Source organism: Bradyrhizobium sp. P3_C3 (assembly GCF_056402655.1).
This window is the reverse complement of the sequence record NZ_JBFUGY010000044.1, coordinates 48,757-70,916: the sequence shown is the minus strand read 5'-3', so window position 1 is coordinate 70,916 and position 22,160 is coordinate 48,757. Positions and strand designations below refer to the sequence as shown.

General features: G+C 64.5%; 25 protein-coding genes. 11 read left to right on the top strand and 14 right to left on the bottom strand.

Annotation, left to right across the window (positions count from 1 at the left end; genetic code table 11):
• Window positions 1-399: 399 nt before the first annotated feature.
• From AC1DW2_RS35535 to AC1DW2_RS35520, 4 genes are read left to right on the top strand one after another with little or no spacing between them, the layout of a single operon-like run.
• Window positions 400-873, top strand: a complete 474-nt coding sequence (locus AC1DW2_RS35535; protein ID WP_477008294.1) for a TerB family tellurite resistance protein — start codon at window positions 400-402, stop codon at window positions 871-873.
• A gap of 2 nt (window positions 874-875) precedes the next feature.
• Window positions 876-1,238 (top strand): hypothetical protein, encoded by a 363-nt coding sequence (locus tag AC1DW2_RS35530; protein WP_477008293.1) that lies wholly within the window; start codon window positions 876-878, stop codon window positions 1,236-1,238.
• Complete coding sequence (locus tag AC1DW2_RS35525) at window positions 1,235-1,870, top strand: TerC family protein (RefSeq protein WP_477008292.1); 636 nt, start codon at window positions 1,235-1,237, stop codon at window positions 1,868-1,870. Before AC1DW2_RS35530 ends, AC1DW2_RS35525 begins: the two co-directional genes overlap by 4 nt.
• Window positions 1,871-1,904: 34 nt before the next feature.
• The gene (locus AC1DW2_RS35520) at window positions 1,905-2,483 is read left to right on the top strand and encodes a TIGR00645 family protein (RefSeq protein WP_477008291.1); all 579 of its coding nucleotides are present in this window, start codon (window positions 1,905-1,907) and stop codon (window positions 2,481-2,483) included.
• Between the two features lie 16 nt (window positions 2,484-2,499).
• Here AC1DW2_RS35520 and AC1DW2_RS35515 read toward each other — a convergent pair whose 3' ends face one another.
• From AC1DW2_RS35515 to AC1DW2_RS35505, 3 genes are all read right to left on the bottom strand, one after another.
• Window positions 2,500-3,468: a helix-turn-helix domain-containing protein gene (locus AC1DW2_RS35515; protein WP_477008290.1), complete on the bottom strand. Its 969-nt coding sequence runs from the start codon at window positions 3,466-3,468 to the stop codon at window positions 2,500-2,502.
• Between the two features lie 176 nt (window positions 3,469-3,644).
• The gene (locus AC1DW2_RS35510) at window positions 3,645-4,205 is read right to left on the bottom strand and encodes a DUF2478 domain-containing protein (RefSeq protein WP_477008289.1); all 561 of its coding nucleotides are present in this window, start codon (window positions 4,203-4,205) and stop codon (window positions 3,645-3,647) included.
• A 67-nt stretch (window positions 4,206-4,272) separates the two neighbouring features.
• Window positions 4,273-5,682: an aldehyde dehydrogenase family protein gene (locus AC1DW2_RS35505; RefSeq protein ID WP_071915151.1), complete on the bottom strand. Its 1,410-nt coding sequence runs from the start codon at window positions 5,680-5,682 to the stop codon at window positions 4,273-4,275.
• Between the two features lie 183 nt (window positions 5,683-5,865).
• On the opposite strand from AC1DW2_RS35505, the gene AC1DW2_RS35500 reads away from it, so the two are divergent.
• Together AC1DW2_RS35500 and AC1DW2_RS35495 are read left to right on the top strand one after the other, a co-directional pair.
• A complete protein-coding gene (locus AC1DW2_RS35500; protein WP_028159380.1) occupies window positions 5,866-6,243 on the top strand; it encodes a hypothetical protein in 378 nt (125 codons plus the stop codon).
• Window positions 6,244-6,399: 156 nt separating this feature from the next.
• Entirely contained in the window at window positions 6,400-7,386 is a 987-nt protein-coding gene (locus AC1DW2_RS35495) for a cysteine synthase A (protein WP_477008288.1), read from the top strand.
• Between the two features lie 48 nt (window positions 7,387-7,434).
• Here AC1DW2_RS35495 and AC1DW2_RS35490 read toward each other — a convergent pair whose 3' ends face one another.
• The 6 genes from AC1DW2_RS35490 to AC1DW2_RS35465 all read right to left on the bottom strand — a co-directional run bounded on the left by AC1DW2_RS35490 (window position 7,435) and on the right by AC1DW2_RS35465 (window position 12,407).
• Window positions 7,435-7,809 carry a winged helix-turn-helix domain-containing protein gene (locus AC1DW2_RS35490; RefSeq protein WP_071915149.1) on the bottom strand — a complete coding sequence of 125 codons (375 nt, stop codon included), beginning with the start codon at window positions 7,807-7,809 and terminating at the stop codon, window positions 7,435-7,437.
• A 146-nt stretch (window positions 7,810-7,955) separates the two neighbouring features.
• Complete coding sequence (locus AC1DW2_RS35485; RefSeq protein ID WP_477008287.1) at window positions 7,956-9,167, bottom strand: MFS transporter; 1,212 nt, start codon at window positions 9,165-9,167, stop codon at window positions 7,956-7,958.
• Between the two features lie 118 nt (window positions 9,168-9,285).
• Window positions 9,286-9,729 carry a cupin domain-containing protein gene (locus tag AC1DW2_RS35480; protein WP_028159377.1) on the bottom strand — a complete coding sequence of 148 codons (444 nt, stop codon included), beginning with the start codon at window positions 9,727-9,729 and terminating at the stop codon, window positions 9,286-9,288.
• 25 nt (window positions 9,730-9,754) lie between these two features.
• A complete protein-coding gene (locus AC1DW2_RS35475; RefSeq protein WP_477008286.1) occupies window positions 9,755-10,555 on the bottom strand; it encodes an alpha/beta fold hydrolase in 801 nt (266 codons plus the stop codon).
• Window positions 10,556-10,597: 42 nt separating this feature from the next.
• Entirely contained in the window at window positions 10,598-11,146 is a 549-nt protein-coding gene (locus AC1DW2_RS35470) for an NAD(P)H-dependent oxidoreductase (protein ID WP_477008285.1), read from the bottom strand.
• Between the two features lie 28 nt (window positions 11,147-11,174).
• Window positions 11,175-12,407: an acyl-CoA dehydrogenase family protein gene (locus AC1DW2_RS35465; protein ID WP_477008284.1), complete on the bottom strand. Its 1,233-nt coding sequence runs from the start codon at window positions 12,405-12,407 to the stop codon at window positions 11,175-11,177.
• Window positions 12,408-12,827: 420 nt separating this feature from the next.
• Here AC1DW2_RS35465 and AC1DW2_RS35460 point away from each other — a divergent pair, with 420 nt between their 5' ends.
• Window positions 12,828-13,619: a response regulator transcription factor gene (locus AC1DW2_RS35460; RefSeq protein ID WP_477008283.1), complete on the top strand. Its 792-nt coding sequence runs from the start codon at window positions 12,828-12,830 to the stop codon at window positions 13,617-13,619.
• Between the two features lie 126 nt (window positions 13,620-13,745).
• Here AC1DW2_RS35460 and AC1DW2_RS35455 read toward each other — a convergent pair whose 3' ends face one another.
• Complete coding sequence (locus tag AC1DW2_RS35455; RefSeq protein ID WP_477008282.1) at window positions 13,746-14,828, bottom strand: substrate-binding domain-containing protein; 1,083 nt, start codon at window positions 14,826-14,828, stop codon at window positions 13,746-13,748.
• A gap of 112 nt (window positions 14,829-14,940) precedes the next feature.
• Between AC1DW2_RS35455 and AC1DW2_RS35450 the strand changes: the two genes are divergently transcribed.
• Both AC1DW2_RS35450 and AC1DW2_RS35445 read left to right on the top strand, forming a co-directional pair.
• Complete coding sequence (locus AC1DW2_RS35450) at window positions 14,941-16,425, top strand: aldehyde dehydrogenase family protein (RefSeq protein WP_477008281.1); 1,485 nt, start codon at window positions 14,941-14,943, stop codon at window positions 16,423-16,425.
• A 185-nt stretch (window positions 16,426-16,610) separates the two neighbouring features.
• Window positions 16,611-16,874: a hypothetical protein gene (locus tag AC1DW2_RS35445; RefSeq protein ID WP_439034571.1), complete on the top strand. Its 264-nt coding sequence runs from the start codon at window positions 16,611-16,613 to the stop codon at window positions 16,872-16,874.
• Between the two features lie 11 nt (window positions 16,875-16,885).
• Here the strand turns inward: AC1DW2_RS35445 and AC1DW2_RS35440 are convergent, their stop codons facing one another.
• The 3 genes from AC1DW2_RS35440 to AC1DW2_RS35430 form a co-directional block, all read right to left on the bottom strand.
• Window positions 16,886-17,677, bottom strand: a complete 792-nt coding sequence (locus AC1DW2_RS35440) for a COG4705 family protein (RefSeq protein WP_477008280.1) — start codon at window positions 17,675-17,677, stop codon at window positions 16,886-16,888.
• A gap of 69 nt (window positions 17,678-17,746) precedes the next feature.
• The gene (locus AC1DW2_RS35435; RefSeq protein ID WP_477008296.1) at window positions 17,747-18,085 is read right to left on the bottom strand and encodes a hypothetical protein; all 339 of its coding nucleotides are present in this window, start codon (window positions 18,083-18,085) and stop codon (window positions 17,747-17,749) included.
• Window positions 18,086-18,206: 121 nt separating this feature from the next.
• A complete protein-coding gene (locus AC1DW2_RS35430) occupies window positions 18,207-18,956 on the bottom strand; it encodes a COG4705 family protein (RefSeq protein ID WP_477008295.1) in 750 nt (249 codons plus the stop codon).
• Window positions 18,957-19,183: 227 nt separating this feature from the next.
• Between AC1DW2_RS35430 and AC1DW2_RS35425 the strand changes: the two genes are divergently transcribed.
• Window positions 19,184-19,846, top strand: coding sequence for a response regulator transcription factor (locus tag AC1DW2_RS35425; protein WP_085404938.1), 663 nt, complete (start codon window positions 19,184-19,186; stop codon window positions 19,844-19,846).
• The gene (locus AC1DW2_RS35420; protein WP_477008279.1) at window positions 19,843-21,153 is read left to right on the top strand and encodes an ATP-binding protein; all 1,311 of its coding nucleotides are present in this window, start codon (window positions 19,843-19,845) and stop codon (window positions 21,151-21,153) included. The genes AC1DW2_RS35425 and AC1DW2_RS35420 overlap by 4 nt, the downstream gene beginning before the upstream one ends.
• Window positions 21,154-21,155: 2 nt before the next feature.
• On the opposite strand, the gene AC1DW2_RS35415 is transcribed toward AC1DW2_RS35420, so the two are convergent.
• Window positions 21,156-22,052, bottom strand: coding sequence for an alpha/beta hydrolase family protein (locus AC1DW2_RS35415; protein WP_477008278.1), 897 nt, complete (start codon window positions 22,050-22,052; stop codon window positions 21,156-21,158).
• Window positions 22,053-22,160 lie beyond the last annotated feature (108 nt).

The window sequence follows — 22,160 nt, the reverse complement described above, 5'->3', positions numbered from 1 at the left end:
CCTCTTGGCGGTGCGCTGCTGAGCCGGGGCCGATGTTGCAGCGGAATGCGTGGCTTTCTGGGTTCCGGCTCGGCGCAGCAACGCGAAGAGCGCTGCAGCGCGTCCGGGACACGTGCATCGCTGCTTAACCAAATTCACTGACACGGAACCCGATGCGGCGGCTGGTCGCAGTCTTGTTGCCTTGATTCCGGCCCACCCATCTTTATGTCTGGAGCGAACAAGAATCCGGGCCCCTCTGGCGAGGACGCCGACCATGTCGGCAAAACCTCGCGATGTCGGATGACCTGTCCCGCGCAAATGCGATGGATCGGCCGATCGTCGGGCCTTCTCGAGTTCTCTCCGACTCAATCGTCCCCATCGCAGCCCCGCGCGGTCATTTCGCAACGTAAGGGAGCTACGATGTCTGACGCCGCCAATTCCAATCCGATCGAAATCGAGATCACGGAACCGTCCAGGCTGAACGAGCAGGCCGCGGTCGCGTTGGTCATCGCCGGCGCGCTCGTCGCCGTCGCCGACCGGCGCGTTTCGCCGGTCGAGCGCGACGAGGTGATCCGCTTCATCAGGGATCGCGGACTGGCGCCGCACATGAGTGACGACCGGCTGTTTGCGATTTTCGACGAACTGGCGGAACGGCTCGAGGAGCCCGACTTTGCCAATGTGGTGATCGACACGTTGCGTCCGGTCTCGGACCTGCCGCTGTCGGCCCATTTGATGGAACTGTCGGAGCGCGTCGCGGCTGCGGACGAGGACGTGCATCCCCATGAGGTGCAGGCGATCAAGCTGTTGCGCCTGCTGACGCTGGTGCTGCCGCGCGCAAAACCGGTGGCGCCAGGCAGCGCAGGCGTTGAACGGCGCGCCGCCACGCAGGAGTGAGCATGAGTGCAGCATCGGACGAGCGTACGGCAGGAAATGGGGGCACCACCGGCCAGATGGCCGGTGGCGACCCGCGTCTCGACAAGCTCGTCCGCCGCCTGCCGCCGCGCATGGGCGACACCGTCGCCTATCTGCTGAAACCGTCCAGCCGCTGGGTGAGGATCCCGTCGGGCGCGCTGCTCATTGTTGGCGGCGTGCTCTCCTTCCTGCCGGTGCTCGGAGTCTGGATGCTGCCGCTCGGCCTCGCATTGCTCGCCGAAGACGTCCCCGCGTTGCGCGCCTCGCGCTCCAAGGTCCTTGACTGGGTCGAGCGGAAGAAGCCGCAATGGCTCGATCCGTCCGCATCGAAAAATGATCAATCATGACTGAATTCATCACCGCCGACGCGCTGACCGCGCTGCTCCAGGTCATCCTGATCGACCTCGTGCTGGCCGGCGACAACGCCGTCGTCATCGGCCTTGCCGCCGCCGGCCTGCCGGCCGAGCAGCGCCGCCGCGCCATTGTCGTCGGCATCGTCGCCGCCACAGCCTTGCGCATCGTCTTCGCCGGCGTCGCGACCCAGCTCCTGCAGGTGATCGGCCTGCTGCTCGCCGGCGGCGTGCTGCTGCTGTGGGTGTGCTGGAAGATGTGGCGCGAGCTGCGCGAGCAGTCCGCGCACACCGAGCTCTCGTTGAGCCATGGCGGCAGCGCGGGCAGCGCACCGGCGTCGCGCAAGACCTTCGGGCAAGCGGCGTTGCAGATCGTCGCCGCCGACGTCTCGATGTCGCTCGACAACGTGCTCGCGGTCGCAGGCGCCGCGCGCGAGCATCCCTACATCCTCGCGTTCGGACTGTTGCTGTCGGTTGCGATGATGGGCGTCGCCGCCGATCTGCTCGGCCGGGTGTTGCAGAAGCAGCGCTGGATCGCCTATGTCGGTCTCGCCATCATCGTTTACGTCGCCTTCGAGATGATCTATCGCGGTTCGCTCGAGCTCGCGCCCGTCATCGCGAGTCTCTGAGGCGACAATTCCTGCCTGCAATCCGGAGTGATCCATGACGTCTGAACCCAAAGCACCTTCGGCGCACGCCGGGCCGCGACCGAAAATCGGCCCATTCGCCCAGCTCATCTTCGGCTCGCGCTGGCTGCAAGTGCCGCTCTATGTCGGCCTCATCGTCGCGCAGGGCGTCTATGTGCTGCTGTTCCTGAAAGAGCTCTGGCACCTGGTCGCGCACTCGTTCGACGCCAGCGAGCAGCAGATCATGCTGGTCGTGCTCGGACTGATCGACGTCGTCATGATCTCGAACCTGCTGGTCATGGTGATCGTCGGCGGCTACGAGACCTTCGTCTCGCGCCTGAACCTGAACGGCCATCCGGACGAGCCGGAATGGCTGAGCCACGTCAATGCCAGCGTGCTGAAGATCAAGCTCGCGATGGCGATCATCGGCATTTCCTCGATCTCGCTGCTCAGGACCTTCATCGAGGCCGGCAATCTCGGCACCACGCGCAGCAATTTCACCGAGTCCGGGGTGATGTGGCAGGTCCTGATCCACCTGACCTTCATCATTTCCGCAATCGGTATCGCCTGGGTCGACCGCATCAGCGAGAGCGGGCACCGCAAGGGTCACGCCTGAGGGGCGATCCGCGCTCTCAGGCGCCGATGGCCAGATGCAACGGACGCCGTCCGCGTGCCAGCGTCTCGGACGGCGCTTCGCCGAAGGCCAGTCTGTAGCTCCTTGAGAAGTCGCCCAGATGCCAGAAGCCGTTACCGAGCGCTGCGGCCTTGACGGTCAAGCCATCGCCCCCGGTCATGAGCTGGACGCGAACGGCCCACAACCGTTTGAGGCGCAGATAGTGGTGCAGGCTCACGCCATGCACCGCGTGCGTCGCGACCTGGAGCGTGCGCACGGACACGCCGAGCGCGGCGGCGAGGTCGTCGCTGTAAAGCGGCTTGCTGCCGAACAGCGCAACGACGTCGTCGAGATGCGCGATCAGCTTGCGGTGCTTGTCGAATGAACCGGGGCGGGCGCTGCGTGCGCCTGCCGGCAGCAGGGTGGCGTCGAGGCCGGCGAGCAGCGTTTCCTGGACCGGGCGGTAGAGCGCCTCGAACTGCCGGGGATCGTTGCATGCCGACGCCAGCGAGAACATCTCCAGGATAGCCGCGCGCAGGCGCGTCATCGGCTCGTCCTGCGTGCGGACATAGGCGAGGCCGGTGTCGAAATCCGCCCAGCCGCGATGGCGCATGTCCGAGTTGAAGCGCAGCATCAGGTAAGTGTTGGGATGATGCTCGATCGCCTTGACGGGGGCTTTGCCGCGCATGACGGCGATCATCGAACTATCGACCTCGCGGCCATTGGCGATGGAGTGAAAGGTGAGGGGAACAACGAGGCCGACGCCGTTGTCCGTACCGATCTCGGCCTCATACCGCCGTGCAAAGGAGCGCTGGAGCACGAAGAGCCCGTCGCGGAGCGGCAGGATGGCGCGAGACAACGAGAATTCCCGCGGATGGAGCGGCGTGCTGGTGCCGAGTCCGAGCACCTCGTTGGCGCGAAACTCGTCGAAGTCCGAGAAGCGCTCGACGCTGAGGACGCGCGATGGCTTTAGCCGACGGACCGGCATTTTGGGAACCCAGGGCATGTCGGGGTGAGCGGGTTGAATCCGCACAAGCGTATCAGAGGCCCGACCGTCGGCCATATTCCGGGAAACTACTGCCTGCGCGGCGGCGACAGCGGAAGTCGGCGCGATGCTGTGAGGACTTCACGGACAAGTACGCGAGTCCGGCAGGCTCAGATCGTTCACTTCAGAATTTCGCACACCGTAGGATGTGATCCGACGTCAAGCCGCGCGTTGCTTGTGGAGATGCTCCGCCACCACGCCTCCAGCGCGTCGCGTTCGCAGCCGAGCCTGACGCTCATGCCGCCGGCGAACTTGATCCAGTCGGCGAAATGGTCTCTGCCGACCGCGATCACCACGGGAATGTCGGCGCCCAGCGCGCGTCCAATCAGATGGGACAGGCCCTTGCCGTCGCGTTCGCGCTTGCCGAAGCGGTTGATGATGACGAGATCGGCGCCATGCGAGAGGGCGTCCGCGATCCGCATCCCCGCATTTTGCAGCCGCGCGAGATCGAGACGGCAGCCGCGCGCGGCCGGATCGAAATCCTGCGCGAGCAGAAGCGTCTCGCCGCTGTGAAGCAGCACGGCCGACAGGCTCGAATCCGCGCATTGGCCGGCCTGAACCATGCCGACGACGCGACAGCCACGCGCATTCAGATCCGCCGCGAAGCTGCGCAGGACCGCGTCGGGGTCCTGATGCGCCTCGTAGACGAGGGCGGCGAGGTCGCATTGCGCATCGAACATGGTCGGCCTCCGTTTGACGGCAAAGAATTGGGGCCGCGACGTTTCCGCCGCGGCCCCGGTTTTCCGATCAGGCCGCCGGCGGGCCGTTGATGATCTGCAGCTGTGTGAACTCGGCGAGACCTTCCTCGGCGAATTCAGTGCCGATGCCCGACTGCTTGGCGCCGCCGAACGGGATGTGCGGGGCCATGTCGAGGTGCTTGTTGATCCAGACTGTGCCGGACTCGAGCTGCGTTGCGACCTCGTGTGCGCGCTTGATGTCGGAAGACCAGACCGACGCGCCGAGGCCGTAGGTGGTGGCGTTGGCGCGGCGGATCGCATCGTTCTTGTCGGAGTACTTGATCAGCGGCAGCACCGGGCCGAACTGCTCCTCGTCGACCAGTTTCGAGCCTTCCTGGATGTCGCGCACGATGGTCGGCTCGATGAAATAGCCGGGACGGTCCATCGCCGAACCGCCGGCGACCACCTTGCCGTTCTTGCGCGCGTCCTCGAGGAACGTCTTCACCTTCTCGTACTGCATCTTGTTCTGCAGCGGCCCGAGCTTGGTGCCCTGCTTGGCGCCGTCGTCGACCACCGTGCTCTTGGCGATCGCGACCAGCTCGTTGCAGAGCTCGTCATAGACGGACTCGTGGACGTAGAGCCGCTTGATGGCGAGGCAGACCTGGCCGGAGTTCTGGAACGCGCCCTCGAAGATGCCGGGAGCGACCTTTTTCGGGTCGACATCGTCGAGCACAATACCGGCGTCGTTGCCGCCGAGCTCGAGCGTGATGCGCTTGAGCGTCTGCGCCGCGCTCGCCATCACCTTCTGCCCCGTGGCGGAAGAGCCGGTGAACGAGATCTTGCGGATATCAGGATGCTTGGTCATCTCGCCGCCGAGATCGTTGGCGTCGGTGATGAAGTTGAGAACGCCCTTCGGCAGGACGTCCTTGATCAGCTCGGCGAAGCGCAGGGTCGCGAGCGGCGTGGTCGGCGCCGGCTTCACCACCAGCGTGTTGCCGGCGAGCAGCGCCGACGGCAGCTTGAAGCTGAGGATGAGCAGCGGATAGTTCCAGGGAATGATGGCGCCGACGACGCCAAGCGGGCGGCGATAGGCTTCCACCTTGCGGTCACCGGAATCCTCGATCACCTTCATCGGCAATTCGAGCGAGCTGAGGTAGCGGAAGAACGCGGCCATGCCGAGGACCTCGCCGGTGGCGTCGCCAAGCGGCTTGCCTTGCTCGCTGGTGAGGATGTGGGCGAGCTCGCCCGAATTGGCCTCGATCACGTCGGCCATCCTGTTCACGAGCTTGCGGCGTTCCGCCATCGGGGTCGCGGCCCAGGCCGGGAAGGCGGCCTTCGCCGCGGCGACGGCGGCATCAAGCTGCGCCTTTGAGGCACGCGGGCACTGCGCCAGCACCTCTTCGGTCGCGGGATTGAGAACCGGCATGGTCTGGTCGCCGGGCACCATCTTGCCGTCGATGAGAAGATTGTAGTCACTCATTGGCTTTGCGCTCCCTTGCAGAAACGGGCCGTTCGGGGCCTCGTTATATCGAACTATATATCACGACTTCGCCGAGCCGACCATGGCGGCCGGTTCGATCAATTCCAGAAAAGCAGGGCTGGACGCGGGTGGACATATCGATATATCGTGACGAATATAGCGAACTGTGTTCCGGGACCGACGATGGAAATCAAGGTGAGGCAGCTCACGACCTGCGAGGTGGCGTCCGACGGCGGTGCGATCTCGCTGGGCTTCGAGGATCTGGCGGGCAACCCCGCCGCGGTCAGCGTCTCGCTCAACCAGGTCGGCGCCCTCATCATGACGCTGCCCGGACTGCTCGAGGCGGCGTTGAAGGCCCGCTACGGCGACCAGAGCCTGCGCTACGCCTATCCGCTGGCGTCCTGGGCGATCGAGCAGGCGACCGATACGACCCAGCGCATCATTACGCTTCAGACCGAGGACGGCTTCAAGGTGCGCTTCTCGATCCCGAAAGCCGAGCAGAGCCTGCTCGGCGAAGCGCTGACCCAGCCGATGCCGGAAATGTCGGTGCGGCCGAACTAGCGACTTGAGCCATAGGCGCAAACAAAACACCGCCTAAGAATGGAATTGCCGATTGGGCCGGTCGAACGCCGGAAATGTTGCACGCGTCGCCTGAACTAGAGAATCGCTTTGCCTGTTCGCCAGCCTAAAGTTGCGGGCGCGTAGAGGTGGCAAGCGATGAGCAATGTTCGAACGGGTTTCCTGGACGCTATCGGCAACACGCCATTGATCAGGCTGCGAATGCCGTCGGAGGCCACGGGTTGCGAGATCTATGGCAAGGCCGAATTTCTCAATCCCGGCGGCTCGATCAAGGATCGCGCGGCGCTGGCCATGATCGACGATGCCGAACGATGCGGCAAGCTTGAGCCGGGAGGTGTCATCGTCGAAGGGACGGCCGGCAATGTCGGAATCGGCATAGCACTTGTGGCGAATGCACGCGGCTATCGAAGCGTGATCGTGATGCCTGACACGCAAAGTCAGGAGAAAAAGGACATGTTGCGGTTGTGCGGTGCCGACCTGCGCCTGGTGCCGGCCGTTCCCTATTCCAATCCCGGTCATTACGCGCGCTATTCCGGTCAGCTCGCCGAGGAGCTCGGTGCTTTCTGGGCCAATCAGTTCGATAATGTCGCCAATCGGGAGGGGCACTATCGCACGACCGGTCCGGAGATTTGGCAGCAGACGGATGGAAGAATCGACGGCTTCACATGCGCCGTCGGGAGCGGCGGTACCTTGGGTGGGATCGCGCGAGCCCTCAAGGAGCGAAATCCCGGCATCAAGATTGCGCTCAGCGATCCCATGGGGGCCGCTCTCTACAATTGGTTCACCAAAGGCGAACTGACGACGGAGGGAGACTCCATCACCGAAGGGATCGGGCAAGTCCGTGTCACCCGGAACCTCGAAGGCACCCCCATCGATACGGCATATCAGATTACGGACGAGGAAGCCTTGCCTGTCCTGTTCGACCTGATCGAGCATGAAGGACTGGTGTTGGGCGGCTCAAGCGCGATCAATATCGTTGGCGCCATGCGACTTGCGCGCGACCTCGGTCCAGGCAAAACCATCGTGACCATCCTCGCGGATGGCGGACAGCGCTATCAATCCAAGCTGTTCAACCCGGAATTCCTGCGCAAGAAAAATCTGCCCCTGCCACGCTGGATGCGATAGCGAGCCGCCAGCGGCCGGGTTGCGACCCGTCCATGCGCGCCCGCGCGTTCACGATTTCCGCGAACGGCCGATGTCGCTCCTGAGCGCTTCCAGCTCCTTGTGCACCGCGCGGGCGGCGTCGCGCTCGATCTTGCGGTAGCGCGCAACAAGTTTGTCGCCGAAGGGCGTGAGCATCGCGCCGCCGCCGTTCTTGCCGCCGGCCTGCGGCTCGACCACGGGATGTCCGCAAATGCGGTTGATTTCGTCCACGAGGTCCCAGGCACGCTTGTAGGACATGTCCATGGCGCGGCCGGCCGCCGAGATCGAGCCTTGCTCGCGGATCTGCTCCAAAAGCTCGATCTTGCCGGGCCCGATCCGATCCTCGCCATCGAGGTCGATGCGCAGACTGAGCTGGGGAAGCGATTTGGCGCTCGCGCGCGACATGATGGGGTCTCTTGGGGCATTTGCATGCGAGATTGCCACTCTTGCCCGTCGCGGACAAGGTGAGGGCGCCCGATTTCCCAAAAGATGGACCTTTGTCGAGGTCCCAAGGGCACGGGCTTCAGCCCCGTGCCCTTGATCGCTGCATCTTATTCCGCGGGGCTTCCGACCACCGCGCCCTGACTGACGTCCTCGCGGGCGAGGATCATCAAAAGGCCGACGATGATGAGCTCGACCACCGCGAAAGCAATGAAGGCACCGGTGAACGAGCCGGCCGAGGCGTTGATGATGGCGCCCATCATCCAGGGCGCCACGAAGGCCGAGAAGATGCCAAATACCTCGGCGTATCCAATCGCGGCCGGTGCGAGCGCGTCGGAGTATTTTTCGCTGAGCAGGGCGAAGATAGCGCCGCCGCCGAGAAGCGCGATACCGCTGAGTGCTGCAAACAGCACCAGCATCGCGAACGACATCGGTGTGACCACGCTCCACAGGAACATCAGCGCGGTCAGGAAAGCGAGACATGCGGTGAGTTTGATCATGAAGGGCTTGCCGAGCCGATCGGACATGTAGCCGCCAATCACCAGGAATAGCACCTGCGACAACCCCATGACGGTGCCGATGACAGCGCCGGCTTCCGGCGGCATGTGCTGTACTGTGATGAAGGCCGGTACCACCCAGGTGGCGGTGCCGGCGATCGCGAAGGTGCAGGCCACGATGCCGAAGCCGCCGACCGCGATCCATTTCGAGCGGAAGATCTCGCCGAGCGGCAGGTGCTCCTGCGGTGTTTCGTTGCCCCAGGTGAAACCGTCGAAGCCGAGCTCGCGCGGATTGTTGCGGACGACGAGTGCGTCGACGGCTGCAACGAGCAGCGTGCCGATTGCCAGCACGGCGAAGAAGGTCCGCCAACCGGTCGCAATCGTCAGGGGAATGCCGAGCGCGAAATCCATGGTGATGGCGAGGCTGTAGGCGGCGAGGATGATGCCTACCACCGAGCCACGCCGACTTTGCGGAAACCAGCCGAAGATCAGCTTCATGTTGCCGATGAAGATGCCGGCGTCGAAGAAGCCGATCACGAGCCGGAGCATCACGAGCTGTGTGTAGCTTTGCACGAACACCTGGAGCACCATGCCGATACCAGTGCCCGCAAGCCCGATCAGCAGCATGTTGCGCGCCGTCATCGACCGGCTGACCGGAGACCACACCACCATGCCGATACCGTAGGTCAGCGCAAAGATGCCTTGCGCAAGCCCGGCCTCGGCGGGATTGAGCTTGAGGCTCTCGGAGACGAAGGGCAGTACGGCCGCGAAGGCATACCAGTCGGCGGCGAGAAAGATCTCGCAGAGGATGGCGAGCGCCAGCATGCCTTTTTGCCACCGGGCTATCCGACGGCGGTCGTTCTCGGAGATGGACGTCCAAGTTGTTGTCAGCATGGTCATCATCGGTTCTCGCGGTTTGCGTGTCGACGGAATCGGCGTGGCCTCAGGCGGGCGGCGGCAGGAAGTTGACCTCGTGTTCGGCGGCACGTCGCACGACCTCCTGCGGATCGGGGAGATTGTGGATGCGCTCGAACAGCTCTTTCAGCGACCGCGTCGGTGCGACCCAGAACAGGCTGGTGGCGGTTTCACCCGACTTGTTGAAGATGCCGTGGGGGATGCCCTTGGGCATGCGGACGAGGTCGCCGGCCTTGGCGACAAAGTCCTTGCCGTCGAGCCAGAGGTCGTAGCGGCCGCTCAGCACATAGACGAATTCATCCTGGGTCGGATGCACGTGCGGCGGCACGAAGGTGCCATCCGGAAACACGGCATGCCAGGCCATCGACGCCTCGGAATGCTGCTTCAGCGTGTAGGTCTGGCCCAGAATGTTCCAGATGACGTTGCCAAAGCCTTCTTTGGCAGGGGTCACGCCCGGAGGCATCTCGATCATGGTGGTGTCCTCTGTTGTGTGCGGATCAATCGGCGAGAAAATCGGTGACGTAGTGTGCGGAAGGCGGCGTTTCCTCGAACACGAGATGACCGGTCGCCGGCACCAGCGTCACGCGTGCGTTGAGGAGCCCTGCTTTCCAGGCATCTGCCTGGGCGGTCGGGCGCAAGCGATCTGCGGCCCCCCACAGCACCAGCGTCGGCATCGTGATCCGATGCAGCCAGTGCGCGAGCTTGGGATTGCCCTGCGGTTCGCTGCGGATCAGCTTGGCAAAGCCCGTGACCTCGCGTCCAAGCCGGGCGTCGAAGGCCGGATCGGGCGCCTTGGGAAAGTAACGGAGTGCCGCGGCCGGATCGTGCGCGAGATAGGCTGGCAGTTCTTGCGGTGCGATCTCGAACAATCCGGGCGCAGGCGCGCTTCCGACCACAAGACCGGCGGGCGCAACCAGCACCAGCTTGCGGACCCGATGCGGCTGACGGATCGCGAACTCCGCGGCAAGCCATCCGCCGAGGGAGAACCCGGCGAGGTCGAACTGCTCAAGGCCAAGCTTGTCGAACAGATCCATGTAGTGAAGGACGTGATCCTCGACGGTGTCGATCGTCTCGGCGTCGCCGGAGTCGCCAAAGCCCGCATGATAGGGGATGATGACCGTGTGCCGCTTCGCCCAATCGCGCGCCATCTCGAAGCCGGTGAAGGTGCCGGTGCCGTGCAGGAACACCAGCGCCGGGCCGCTTCCGATGCTGTGAACGACGGTCCGCACGCCGTTGATCGCATGTTCCGCGCGGGAGAAGCCTGTGAGATCGGGCGAGGGTTTGACGGTATCAAGCATGGTCGTCTCCGGTTGAAGGCGGCAGAGCCGGGCGTTGGTGAGTCATGCGGCGGCTTCCTGGCGACCGCTGAGAAGTGAGGCGAATTGTTCGACGGCGTTGGCGAGCCGCGCGGCCGTCATTGGTGCGAGCGGCTCGCCTGGTACGATCTCGCCGCTGCTGGCGTAGATCGCCGTCGAAACCGTGCAGGCTTCGAAGAAGCCGAACAGCGGGCGGAGCTGGTGCTCGACCACCAGCGAGTGGCGCAGGCCGCCGCCGACCGCGGTCAGCAGCACCGGGCGATTGCGCAGCACGCTGGGCTCGATCAAGTCGAATACGTGCTTGAACAATCCGGGATAAGAGCCCTGGAACACCGGGCATCCGATCACGAGACCGTCGGCCTGTTCGATGGCCTCGACGACGGCGCGCGCGCTGTCATCGAGTGCAGTCCGGGTGAAGCCGGCGATGCCGCAACCGGCATCGACAAGATCGAGCACGGTGGCCTTCAGTCCATGCTGCGCCTGAAGATCGGCGGCGACGGCTTCCACCAGCATGCGCGACTTCGCCGGGCGCCAACTATTGCCGCAGAAGCCAACGATGCGGGATGTCCTCACGTCGACGCCCTCGTGTCTGGTCGCTTGCTCAGCCTGTCACCCCGAAGACCGTCCATTGCGCACCAGGGCCGGGGAGGCCGAGCAGCGCGCGGCCGCACTCTTCGACGATCTGGTCGGCCATCAGGATGTGCTGCGTGCCCGAATGGATGTCGCGATAGAACCGCTGCATCGGCGTGTTGTGCAGCGAGGCGCCGCGCGCGGCGCGATGCGCGAAGGTGGCGACATCCGACAGAACGTCGTGGACGTGGCGCAGTGACAGCTTGATCATCGTCATCTGCTCCAGCGACGGACTTTCACCGCCGGCGCAAGTCTCCGAGACGTCCTTCCAGGTTTCGTGGACCAACGCACGTGCTGCGCGGAAACGAGCTTCGGCCTGCGCGAACTGGAACTTGAAGCTCGCGCTGTCGCGCGACTTGCCGAATGGATCCTGGCGCTGGACGATTACCTTGACGAGTTCGTCGAGCATGCGGCGGCCGACACCGACGGCCCAGGCGGAATGCGCCCAGGCGCTGTAGCCCGCCAGTCCCAGCGCACCCTGCACGCCACCTCGGCGCGGCGCGCCAATGTCAAAATCGTAGGTCATGTGCGTGGGTACGAACAGCTCGTCGCCCTCGCTCAAAGTGTAGTCGAAACTTCCCGTCGCGCGCAGACCGAGCACGTCCCAATTGCCCATCAACTTGATGGTCGCGCGCGGATGGTGGGTGACCACGATCTTGGGCTGGCCGTTCGGACCGAACACCATGTCCTTGCCGGATGCATCGGTGACGAAGCAGCCTGAATGGACCCACTCGGCGTGCTGAATGCCGCTGCCATAGGCCCAGTTGCCACGGATCATGTAACCGCCATCGACCGGTCGGGCGAAGCCGCGCGGCACGCCGTTGCCGGCAATCGTAATGTCGGGGCCGCCAGAGAAGACTTTCTTGATGCCTTCGTCCTCGATGTAGATGGCGAGCGTCGTGCCTTCCATGTTGTTGCCGATGGCGCACCAGCCGGCGGAGGCGTGTGCGTAAGCGAGCCGCTCGATCACGGTCATGGCGTCGTAGGGCAGAAGCTCGGCGCCGCCGACCTCCTTCGGGAACAGCATGGTGTAGATGCCGGCCTTGCGCAGCGCCGCCACCACGTCGTCAGTCAGATAGCCCTGTGTCTCAGCCTCCGCGGCCCTGGATTCGACCAGCGGTAGCAGCGCGTCGAGGCGCGCATGGAACTCGGCCACCGTCGGGGTCGCGGAAGGCTTTACGGCGAGTTGCACGGAAGGGCTCATGGTCGGTGTCTCCACGTCGGGCTGTTGGTTCTTCGCGCAACGCTGCTTCACGCGAAGATCTGGGTCGGGCGGAACACACGCCGGTCGCGGGCAAGACTCCGCCCACACGCGCCAAAGACTGTTGGTGCGCGCGACGAACGGCTCGCGTTGGTGTCGAGATGTCCCCGTCGGAACCGCGCGAACGTCGTTACGCGATCCCGATGGCCGGGATGCTAGAGATGAGGCGCCCAAAGCAGCAATCCCCCATCATGGGGGGTGTTGGCCATGCTGCTCTGCCGCAAAGCTGGGCCGGGAGAGCAGTGTTTTGCCGCTTCTTTTCGCTTGACCAAAGGTCAGGCGAGGCAGAAATTTTAAGCCTATAACAATCGGCAATGACGCGCGTGTGTCCGAGGGCACCGCGCGTTCGCGCGAGGAGTGGCGGTGAGAGCCGAGCAGGAGCATTTGGATGGTCTGCCCGAGCGCCAGCTCGCAGATCGGCTGATGTCCATCGCCGAGAGCCGCTCGGTGCGCGCCCTTGGCATTGCCTGCTGCTCGGCGATTACGGAATTGACGGGATCGCCGACCGTCGGCCTCTATTTGCTCGACGGGCTCGAACCGGAACTGGTCTACAGCCGGCACGTCGCAGAAGGCCTGCTCGACAATTACAGGGCCGGCTTCTGGAAGCGCGACCCCGTGCTCGACTGCATCATGACCCAAGGCCGCGCGGTCGACGGTGAAACGGTGATCGGTCCGCAGCAATGGCGGCACAGTCCGTCCTTCGAGATGCAGCACGAGTGGGGCTTTGCATACAACATGGGCGGCCCGTTGTGGTGCGGGCAGAAGATCGTCGGCGTGCTGTTTACGGCGACGACCGATACGGACGCGCCCTACACGATGCGGTCGCGGCAGCGCATGGAGATGCTGTGTCGGGCCGGCTCGCTCGCTTTGACCAACATGACGAACGCGGGCGCGATCGACGCCCATCCTGCCGCAATCCGGGTCCCCGAGCCGGCAACGACGCCGGTGGCGACGCTCTCCGCATCGCTTCCGCCACGGTCCGCGGACGTCGCCATCCGGGTCTGCCGCGGCCAGACCAACAAGGAAATCGCCCGCGAGATGGGGATTTCCGATCAGACTGTGAAGGAGCACGTCGCGAACCTGTGCCGACGCTTCGGCGTGCACAACCGCACCGAGCTTGCGGCCTGCCTGCTGAGTCCGAGCGCTCGGCAATAAGGTGCCGCGCCGGATCAGATATGATTGACGATCAGCTTGAGCGAGCCGACGAAGATCGGCCGCTGCCGATAGTCCCCGTAACGCGTATCCCATCGGCCGGACGTGAGATCGTTGCCGAGCCGAGCATCACCGCACGGCGTGCATCTCCAGAAACGCCTTCACGCCGGTCACGTTGCCGGTATCCGACGGCACGTAGCCGGGCAGCGTGGCGACGGCGGCGCGGAAATCGGCGCTGTGCATGATCTCCAGGATGCGCTGCATCGGCCCCGTATCGAGGAAGGCGCGCTTGCAGACGAAGAAATAATCCTCGGTGAGGATGCGGATGAAATCGAGGCCGAAGTGGCGGGCGGCCGCCTCGACGCCAAAACTCGCATCCGCCATGCCGCTCGCGACATAGGCCGCGACGGCCGCGTGTGTGAACTCGATCTGCTGCGCGCCGTTGATCTTGCTCTCGTCGATGCCGTTCGCGGCAAGCAGCTGGTCGAACAACAGCCGCGTGCCGGAATCATGGTCGCGGTTGACGAAGCGGACTTTTGGCCCGGTGAGGTCATGAAGCGAGGCGATGCGCAGCGGATTGCCGCGCGCGACCATCAGCCCCATCTCGCGCGTGACGAAACTGATGATGCGATCCTCGCGCGGATCGAGCCATTCGCGCGCCGCCTTGATGCCTTGCGCGCGCAGCGCGCCGTGCGGCAGATGCAGGCCGGAGAGGTCGCAGGCGCCTTGCGCCAGCGCGACCAGCGAATGTTGGTTGCTGACATAGCGCAAATCGACGCCGATGCCGGGCTCGCGATCGAGGAATTCGCGCAATTTTGCCACGGCAAAGCCGTGGCTGGCATGAACGCGGATCACCGAAGGGCGCTGTTCGAGGAACGGTTTGATCTCGCTCGCCAGCTCCTGCGCCAGATTTTCGAGCTGTGGCCCGAGCCGGGCCTGCATGCGCTCGCCGGCCCACACCAGCCGCTCGCCGAACGGCGTGAGCTTTGACCCCTTGCCGCGCTGGGTCTCGACCAGAGGGGTTCCAAAGAACTCCGACCATTGCTCGATCAGATTCCAGACGTGCCGGTAGGACAGGTGCACATCGCTGGCCGCGCTCGTGATCTTTCCGGTCTTCCGGATTTCGTTGAGCACGCCGAGCATCACCACCACGGTGCGCGGATTGCCTTCCCGGCGAAACCGCCAGACAGCCTCGATCTCGATCTGAAGCATGGGTTTTCCTTATGAACTTCGCTTCATATATGGGACGTCCATTTGCAAACCATATCATATTTACTCCAGCCAATTGGCGCTTAGTCTGGTATACCAGAACAGGAGAAATATGATGTCCGTTGCATATGACTTTGCGCACTCTCCGGCGACCGAATTCATGTCCCGGCCGCAGCATCTGCTCATCGACGGCCGCCGCGTCCCCGCGAGCTCCGGCCGTACCTTCAAATCCCTCAACCCCGCCACAGGGCAGGTCATCGCCGTCGTCGCCGAAGGCGGCGAGGCCGATGTCGAGCACGCCGTGGCAGCCGCGCGCCGGGCATTCGAAGGTCCGTGGCGTACGATGCGCGCCTCGGAGCGCGGCCAGATCCTGCTGCGCTGGGCGGATCTGCTCAAGCAGCACGCCGAAGAAATCATCGAGCTCGAGTCGATCGATGCCGGCAAGCCGATCTCCGCGACGACGCGCCAGGACTTTCCGGCTGCCGTCGACACGCTGATCTACTACGCCGGCTGGGCCGACAAGATCAGCGGCGACGTCGTGCCGGTACGTGACGATGCCTTGACTTATACCGTGCGCGAGCCGGTCGGCGTGGTCGCGGCCATCGTGCCGTGGAATTTCCCGCTGATGATCGGCATGTGGAAGCTCGCGCCGGCGCTGGCCTGCGGCTGCACCATCGTGATGAAGCCGGCCGAGCTGACCTCGCTGTCGGCGCTGCGCATCGCCGAGCTTGCGCTCGAGGCGGGCCTGCCGGCGGGCGTCTTCAACGTCGTCACCGGTCCGGGCCGCGTCGTCGGCGACGCGCTGGTCAATCACCCTGACGTGGACAAGGTGACCTTCACCGGCTCACCCGGCGTCGGCCGTGGAATCATGAAGGGCGCGGCGAGCAACTTCAAGCGCGTCTCGCTCGAGCTCGGCGGCAAGTCGGCCAACGTCATCTTTGACGATGCCGATCTCGAAGCGGCCTCCAAGGCTGCGGCCTCAGGCATCTTCTTCAATGCCGGCCAGGTCTGCTCGGCAGGCTCCCGCGTGCTGGTGCAGGAGAAAGCTTACGACGAAGTCGTCGAGCGACTCGCGGCGCGCGCAAAGTCGCTCAGGATCGGCGATCCGCTCGATCGCAAGACGGTGCTCGGCCCCGTCATCTCCGAGAAGCAGATGAAGTCGATCCTCGACTATGTCGACATCGGCCAGAAGGAGGGCGCGACCCTCGTCACCGGCGGCGAGAAGGTCGGCGATCGCGGCTATTTCATCAGCCCCGCGGTGTTCGCAGGCGTCGCACACGAGATGCGGATCTCGCAGGAGGAGATTTTTGGCCCCGTCGTCAGCGTCATCAAGTTCAAGGACGAGGCCGATGCGCTCAGGATCGCCAACGGCACGGCCTACAGCCTCGCCGCCGGCGTGTGGAGCCGCGATATCGGCAAGCTCCAGCGCTTCGCCAAGCGGGCGCGTGCGGGCACTGTCTGGATGAACACCTATGGCTACACCGACGTGCGCCTGCCCTGGGGCGGCGAGCGCGACTCCGGCCTCGGCCGTGAGCACGGCACCGCCGCGCTCGACAATTTCACCGAGCCGAAGGCTGTCTGGATGAATCTGGCCGTCTGATAACCTCCCGATCGGCCAATCCTGGGCCCGCCTGATCCCGGTCAGGCGGGCTCTCTTTTCGAAATCGATAAAATTGTCTGCATTCCGCTCAGTGGCGGAAAACCCTGCGGACAAGAAGGCTGCTGCCTTAAACCTCGGCTTTGGAACCGGTGTGCTTCCTGCCTGCAAAAGGTTGGGGCATCGACATGTCTGTTCTCAGGGAGATCGTTGCGGCGGTTGCGGGAGTCTACGCGCTCCTGTTCGTCTGCGACGCATTGTTCGGCGTCGGCGAGGCGCGTTTCGACGACGCCTATTACAGTGCCGGCTTCTACGCGCCGCGGCCGAAGGAATTCCGCTTCGCCAGCGACACGCCGCCGGCGGTCCGCGTCAGCGAGGCCTTCGCGCAGTTTGCGCCGGGCGAGGCCAAGCCGAACCGGCGCTACTCGTCTCTGACGACGATCATTCGCTAACGTTCGGCCATTCAGGCTTGCTCCGGCGCCGGGGCGTCACCGGGATGCTGCCCCGCGCGTTGCGGGATCAGCAGCAGGCACACCAGCATAAAAGCTGCGATCACGACCGAGGCCAGCGGCCGGCTCAGCGCCAGGCCGCCGTGGTCGAGCGGCTTGTCGAGAAAGTCGCCGACGGTCGCACCCAGCGGACGCGTCAAGATGAAGGCGGCCCATAACAGCGTGACGCGTGAGACGCGGGTCCAGAAGTAAAGTGCTGCGACAACGGCGAGTCCGGCCGCGAAGATCAATGCGCCACCGCGATAGCCCATATCGCCGGTATCCGCGATCCAGTCGCCGAGCGCAGTACCCAGCGTTTGCGAAAAGGTGATCGCGCCCCAATAGAACGCCTCAACGCGCGGTGTGCTGACGCTGTTGACCGAGATCGTTCCCTCGGCGCGATACCAGAGGCCGAGCACCAGCACGAGACAAGTGAGCAGCAGCGTCGAGCCGCCGGTATAGCCGATGCCGAGCGAGCGGTCGGCGAAGTCGGCCATCGTGGTGCCGAAGGTGGTCGATGCGACGATGGTGGCCCAATACAGTGCCGGATTGAATTTGCGCGCGCGGACCTGCGCCGCGACCAGGACGATCATGGCCGCGAGGAACAGGCAGGTCCCGGCCAGATAGCCCCAGTTCAGCGTCATGGTGACGGTGTCACCGCCGGTCTCGCCGAGCGTGGTGGCGGCGATCTTGATGATCCAGAAACCGAGCGTGACCTCGGGGACCTTGCTCTCGCTGGTGATGTTGCTCTTGGTCTGATCTTCCATTGTGTCCTCGTTGATGCGTCAGCCGCGGACCGGGATCCGCGGCTGACGGGATGGTGGCGCGCAGAAGCGTCAGGATTTCGCGGCGGTATCCATGGCCGCGAGCAGATCGGCGACAGCCTGTTTGCACTTCGCCGCATCCGGCGCGCCCGCGCGCAGCGCCTCCAGCGCGCGGTCGATCGCCTTGTCGACGGTGTGCCAATCGGCTGCCGCGCGCGGCTTCAATCCGGCTTCGGCCTCGTCCCATTTGGTCTCGAGGTCCTTGATCCTTGTCTTGGCGGCGGGGAGGTCGCCCTTGTCGATCAGCGCGGCGACGTCGACCACGACGCTCCGGAACGGCGTGAGATCGCCGAGCTTTGCGGTCGCGGCTTCTGCGAACGGCACGAAGGTGAAGTGCTGGGTCGCATGCATGCGCGGCTCGCCTGTGAAGGTCGTCAGCAGACAGACGGCGACGGCGGAAATCAGTTTCATCATGTGGTTTCTCCTGGTGGAGCTCCTGCTTCATGCAGAGAGCGGGATTTCGCGGTTGAAGCTATTGCGCCGGATCGGCGCGGCGCCTGCCGTCGCCCTCGAAGGAGACCCAGGCGACGAGGCCGACGATCACGGTCAGGAAGGCGATGCTGGTCTGGATCGCGCCGAGGCCGATGCCGCCGTACTCGCGCGATTGCGAGAGCAGATCGCCGAGCGAGGCGCCAAGCGGGCGGGTCAGGATGTAGGCAAGCCAGAAGGTGAGGACGGGATTGGCGCCGAAATAATAGGCCATCATCACCGCCGCGATCAGCACGCCGAAGGCGGCGACGCCGAGCTGGAAACCGAGACCAAGTGCTTCGGTGGCAAGATCGCCTGCGGCCGTGCCGAGCGCGAAGGTGAACAGGATTGCCGTCCAATAAAACAGCTCGCGCCGCGTCGTCACGATGCTGTGGATCGACAGCGTGCGCTCGACGCCGTACCAGACCGCAAAGGTCGCGGCGAGCGCGCAAGCGAACGCCGCTGTGCTGATGTAGAGGCTGATCTCGAGCTTGTCGGTCAGGAGATCCGTGAGCTGCGTGCCGACGATACTGACGAGAACGACGGTCAGCCAGTAGATCCAGGGCACGTAGACGCGGCGGTTCAGTTGCAGCAGCAGGGCTGCGACCAGCAGGCCGCTCATGCAGATCGCGGTCAGGCTGGCGCCGAGGCCGACATGCACCGCGAGATAGTCGGCGCCGGTCTCGCCAACCGTGGTCGAGAGAATCTTGATGGCCCAGAAGATCGCCGTGACCTCCGGAACCTTGTTCAGCATCCGTCTTGCGCCAAAACCTGAATATTGCGACACGCCCAAATCTCCCAAAGCCGAAGCGATGCGAGACCGTCGCGCCGGCGACTTAGGCCGGGCTTAGGGACGAGAATCTTCAATGCGGGGCGGCCTTCGCCGCATTTTGGGCCTGCTGGCGCTCCCTAACTCTGCGCTAAGTCGGAACGGTCATGATTTTGACGGCCGGATGGCCCGGCGGTTTCGAGGATCGAGCTTTGCGGGTACTGTTGATCGAAGACGACAGGATGGTTGGAGCCGCCGTCGAACAGGCGCTCAAGGATGCTGCTTACGCCGTCGATTGGGTGAGAGACGGCGAGAGCGCGCTGCTTGCCGCCGCGAGCGAATCCTACGAAGTCCTGCTGCTCGATCTCGGCCTGCCGAACGCGGACGGTCGGGATATCCTGCGGCAGTTGCGCGCGAATGGCTGCAGGTGCCCGGTCATTATCGTCACCGCGCGGGATGGCGTCGATCACAGGATCGAAGGCCTCGATCTCGGCGCCGACGATTATCTGGTCAAGCCGTTCGAGATACGCGAATTGCTGGCGCGGATGCGGGCGGTGCTTCGCCGCGAAGGCAGCGGTGCGCCCGCGGTGCTTGGCAACGGCAAGCTCAGTCTCGATCCTGCGACCCGCGAGGCTTCGCTGTCTGGCCAAACGGCCCTCCTGACCGCGCGCGAGTTCGCGCTGCTCCAGGCTTTGTTGACGCGCCCCGGCACCATCCTGTCGCGGAGCGAGCTCGAGCGGCAGCTTTACGGCTGGAACGAGGAGGTCGAAAGCAATGCGGTCGAATTCCTGATCCACACCATCCGAAAGAAGCTCGGTACGGAGGCGATCCGTAACGTGCGCGGGATGGGATGGATGGTGGATCGCGCGCCATGATCAACTCGCTGCGCGGCCGGCTGTTCATCAGCTTGACGACGATCGTGCTGGTGACCGGGCTGATCGGAGGCGTCTTCGCACACCGGTGGGCATTCGATGAGGCGATCGAGACGCAGGACTCCGTGCTGATCCAGATCGCGGGCCTCGTTCAGAGCGGTGGCTTCACCGGAGCTCAGGACCTCCATGGGGTCGATGAAAACTCCGAAGTCTGGCTGATGGAGCTGGGCAGGGCGCCGCAAGGCACACCCGAGGAGCGCCAGTTGTGGCGGCTTCAGGATGGGATGCGCGATGCAACGCGACAGGGAAAGCCGGTCCGGGTGGTGCTGAAGACGCGATCCGACGGCAGCCGGTTTGCCGTGGCCCAGAGCACGGGTGTCAGGGATGAGATCGCAAGTGACATGGCACTCCGCACCGTGCTTCCGATCGCCGCGCTGATCCCTTGCCTGATGCTGGTGATCGCCTTGGTCATTGCCGGATCGCTTCGACCCATGGTCCGGCTGGCGGACGAACTCAACGCACGGCGTGCGGATGACATGACGGCCTTGCCGCTGCGCGACCTCCCAAGCGAACTGAATCCTTTCGTGTCTTCCATCAACGGCCTGTTGCAGCGCATGCACGAGATGATAGGGCAGCAGCGAAGGTTCATCGCGGACGCCGCGCACGAACTGCGCACACCGCTTACGGCATTGAGTGTACAGGCTGAGAATCTCGATCACGTCGAACTGCCACCGGCCGCCCGCGAGCGCCTTGCGGCGCTTCGGCAGGGCATGAGTCGCAGCAAGCATCTTCTGGAGCAGTTGCTTGCGCTGGCGCGACACGACGCTGGGTCCACCGATTGCGGGCAATGGGAGGTTGTGGAGCTCGATCACGCGGCGAAGAACGTCATCGCCGATCTCTTGCGGGAGGCGATCAGCCGCGGCGTCGATCTCGGCTTCGAACGGGCCGAGTCAGCTCCGGTGCGCGGCGAGCCGGTCATGCTCGCAGCCATGATCCGCAATCTTCTCGACAACGCGCTCCGTTTCACGCCGGCGGGCGGCAGGATCGATGTGGCGATTTACCAGGACGGCGCCATGGCTGTGCTTCGGATCGAGGACAATGGACCGGGCGTGTCCCCCGACGAAATCGGCCGGATATTCGAGCCGTTCTTCCGTGGGCAGCGGCCGGAAGGCGAGGGCGTCGGTCTGGGACTCTCGATCGTCAAGCGGATTGTCGATCGACTTGGGGGAACGATCGACGCTGCGAACATCACGGAGGGCGAACGGAGCGGATTGCGGATCGTCATCAAGCTGCCCGCGGCGGCCGCGTAATGTCACTCCCCCTGGATCCATTCCGCCACGCCGCGCCACAGCGTGTCGCGGTGCTCGGGGCGGAAGAAGCCGAAATGGCCGATCGCCTTGGCGCCGACGTCGGACGGCTTCACCGTCAGCACCTCCGGCTTGATCGCGGAGAAGCCGCTCGCGAGCAGCTCGACCGCGGGCCGCGTCGCCCAGGGATCGTCGGAGAAGCAGAGCGCGCGCAGCTCGCCCTTGAATTTTGCGAAGTTCTCCAGCGCCGGCAATTTGGAGTCGAACAGATAGCGCGGGCTGGAGACCCAGTCGGCCCATTGCAGGAAGACGCCCTTGGGCAGATCCTCGCCGATGCCGGCCCAGGCCGGCGCGTAGCCGAGCGCGTGGACGAGCGGCACCCCGACGAAATTCATGAAGGCGTAGACGCGATATTTTTCCGGCGACGCCATCAGCCGCCAGGTCGCGGCCTGCGAGGCCACGAAGGCGGCGCGTGAAATGTCGCTGTTGTTTTCGATCAGCCCCAGCGCCTGGCCGCCGAAGGAGTGGCCGACATAGGCGAGCGGCAGGGTGGTGTAGCGCTCGCGCATCCAGCGCACCGCGGCGGTGACGTCCTGCGCGGCCCAGTCCGACATCGAGGCCTTGAAGCCGACCAGCGATTTCGGCTGGTTGTAGCCGACCATCGCCGGCTGCCGGGAATCGCCGATGCCGCGATAATCGTAGGTCAGGACCGCGCAGCCGCGATGGGCGAGGTAGGAGGCAAAGCCGCGATAGATCTTTCGCGGGACGGCTGTGGCGGAGTTGATCAGCACGGCATGGCGTTTGGTGCCACGCGGCAGGAACAGGGTGCCTGCCAGCGGATACCCGTCCGTCGCTGGGAAGGTGATCTCGTCGATGAAAACGTCGTCGCGCGCCGCGTCCATGGGCAGCCGATGTCCTGCCGGTTTCCTTGCCAGCCCTCAGCAAATGCGAATTCGGCTTTCCCCGCAAGGGTTTGCAGTGCGAAATGGATTTACAACTGGCGGCGGGGG

Coding starts and splice junctions, on each gene's coding strand:
- AC1DW2_RS35445 (WP_439034571.1), top strand. CDS start 16,611: ATGTCTGTTCTCAGGGAGATCGTTGCGGCGGTTGCGGGAGTCTACGCG.
- AC1DW2_RS35530 (WP_477008293.1), top strand. CDS start 876: ATGAGTGCAGCATCGGACGAGCGTACGGCAGGAAATGGGGGCACCACC.
- AC1DW2_RS35525 (WP_477008292.1), top strand. CDS start 1,235: ATGACTGAATTCATCACCGCCGACGCGCTGACCGCGCTGCTCCAGGTC.
- AC1DW2_RS35490 (WP_071915149.1), bottom strand. CDS start 7,809: ATGTCGCGCGCGAGCGCCAAATCGCTTCCCCAGCTCAGTCTGCGCATC.
- AC1DW2_RS35495 (WP_477008288.1), top strand. CDS start 6,400: ATGAGCAATGTTCGAACGGGTTTCCTGGACGCTATCGGCAACACGCCA.
- AC1DW2_RS35535 (WP_477008294.1), top strand. CDS start 400: ATGTCTGACGCCGCCAATTCCAATCCGATCGAAATCGAGATCACGGAA.
- AC1DW2_RS35475 (WP_477008286.1), bottom strand. CDS start 10,555: ATGCTTGATACCGTCAAACCCTCGCCCGATCTCACAGGCTTCTCCCGC.
- AC1DW2_RS35520 (WP_477008291.1), top strand. CDS start 1,905: ATGACGTCTGAACCCAAAGCACCTTCGGCGCACGCCGGGCCGCGACCG.
- AC1DW2_RS35420 (WP_477008279.1), top strand. CDS start 19,843: ATGATCAACTCGCTGCGCGGCCGGCTGTTCATCAGCTTGACGACGATC.
- AC1DW2_RS35485 (WP_477008287.1), bottom strand. CDS start 9,167: ATGCTGGCGCTCGCCATCCTCTGCGAGATCTTTCTCGCCGCCGACTGG.
- AC1DW2_RS35500 (WP_028159380.1), top strand. CDS start 5,866: ATGGAAATCAAGGTGAGGCAGCTCACGACCTGCGAGGTGGCGTCCGAC.
- AC1DW2_RS35415 (WP_477008278.1), bottom strand. CDS start 22,052: ATGGACGCGGCGCGCGACGACGTTTTCATCGACGAGATCACCTTCCCA.
- AC1DW2_RS35440 (WP_477008280.1), bottom strand. CDS start 17,677: ATGGAAGATCAGACCAAGAGCAACATCACCAGCGAGAGCAAGGTCCCC.
- AC1DW2_RS35510 (WP_477008289.1), bottom strand. CDS start 4,205: ATGTTCGATGCGCAATGCGACCTCGCCGCCCTCGTCTACGAGGCGCAT.
- AC1DW2_RS35515 (WP_477008290.1), bottom strand. CDS start 3,468: ATGCCGGTCCGTCGGCTAAAGCCATCGCGCGTCCTCAGCGTCGAGCGC.
- AC1DW2_RS35505 (WP_071915151.1), bottom strand. CDS start 5,682: ATGAGTGACTACAATCTTCTCATCGACGGCAAGATGGTGCCCGGCGAC.
- AC1DW2_RS35435 (WP_477008296.1), bottom strand. CDS start 18,085: ATGCATGCGACCCAGCACTTCACCTTCGTGCCGTTCGCAGAAGCCGCG.
- AC1DW2_RS35430 (WP_477008295.1), bottom strand. CDS start 18,956: ATGCTGAACAAGGTTCCGGAGGTCACGGCGATCTTCTGGGCCATCAAG.
- AC1DW2_RS35455 (WP_477008282.1), bottom strand. CDS start 14,828: ATGCTTCAGATCGAGATCGAGGCTGTCTGGCGGTTTCGCCGGGAAGGC.
- AC1DW2_RS35450 (WP_477008281.1), top strand. CDS start 14,941: ATGTCCGTTGCATATGACTTTGCGCACTCTCCGGCGACCGAATTCATG.
- AC1DW2_RS35480 (WP_028159377.1), bottom strand. CDS start 9,729: ATGATCGAGATGCCTCCGGGCGTGACCCCTGCCAAAGAAGGCTTTGGC.
- AC1DW2_RS35465 (WP_477008284.1), bottom strand. CDS start 12,407: ATGAGCCCTTCCGTGCAACTCGCCGTAAAGCCTTCCGCGACCCCGACG.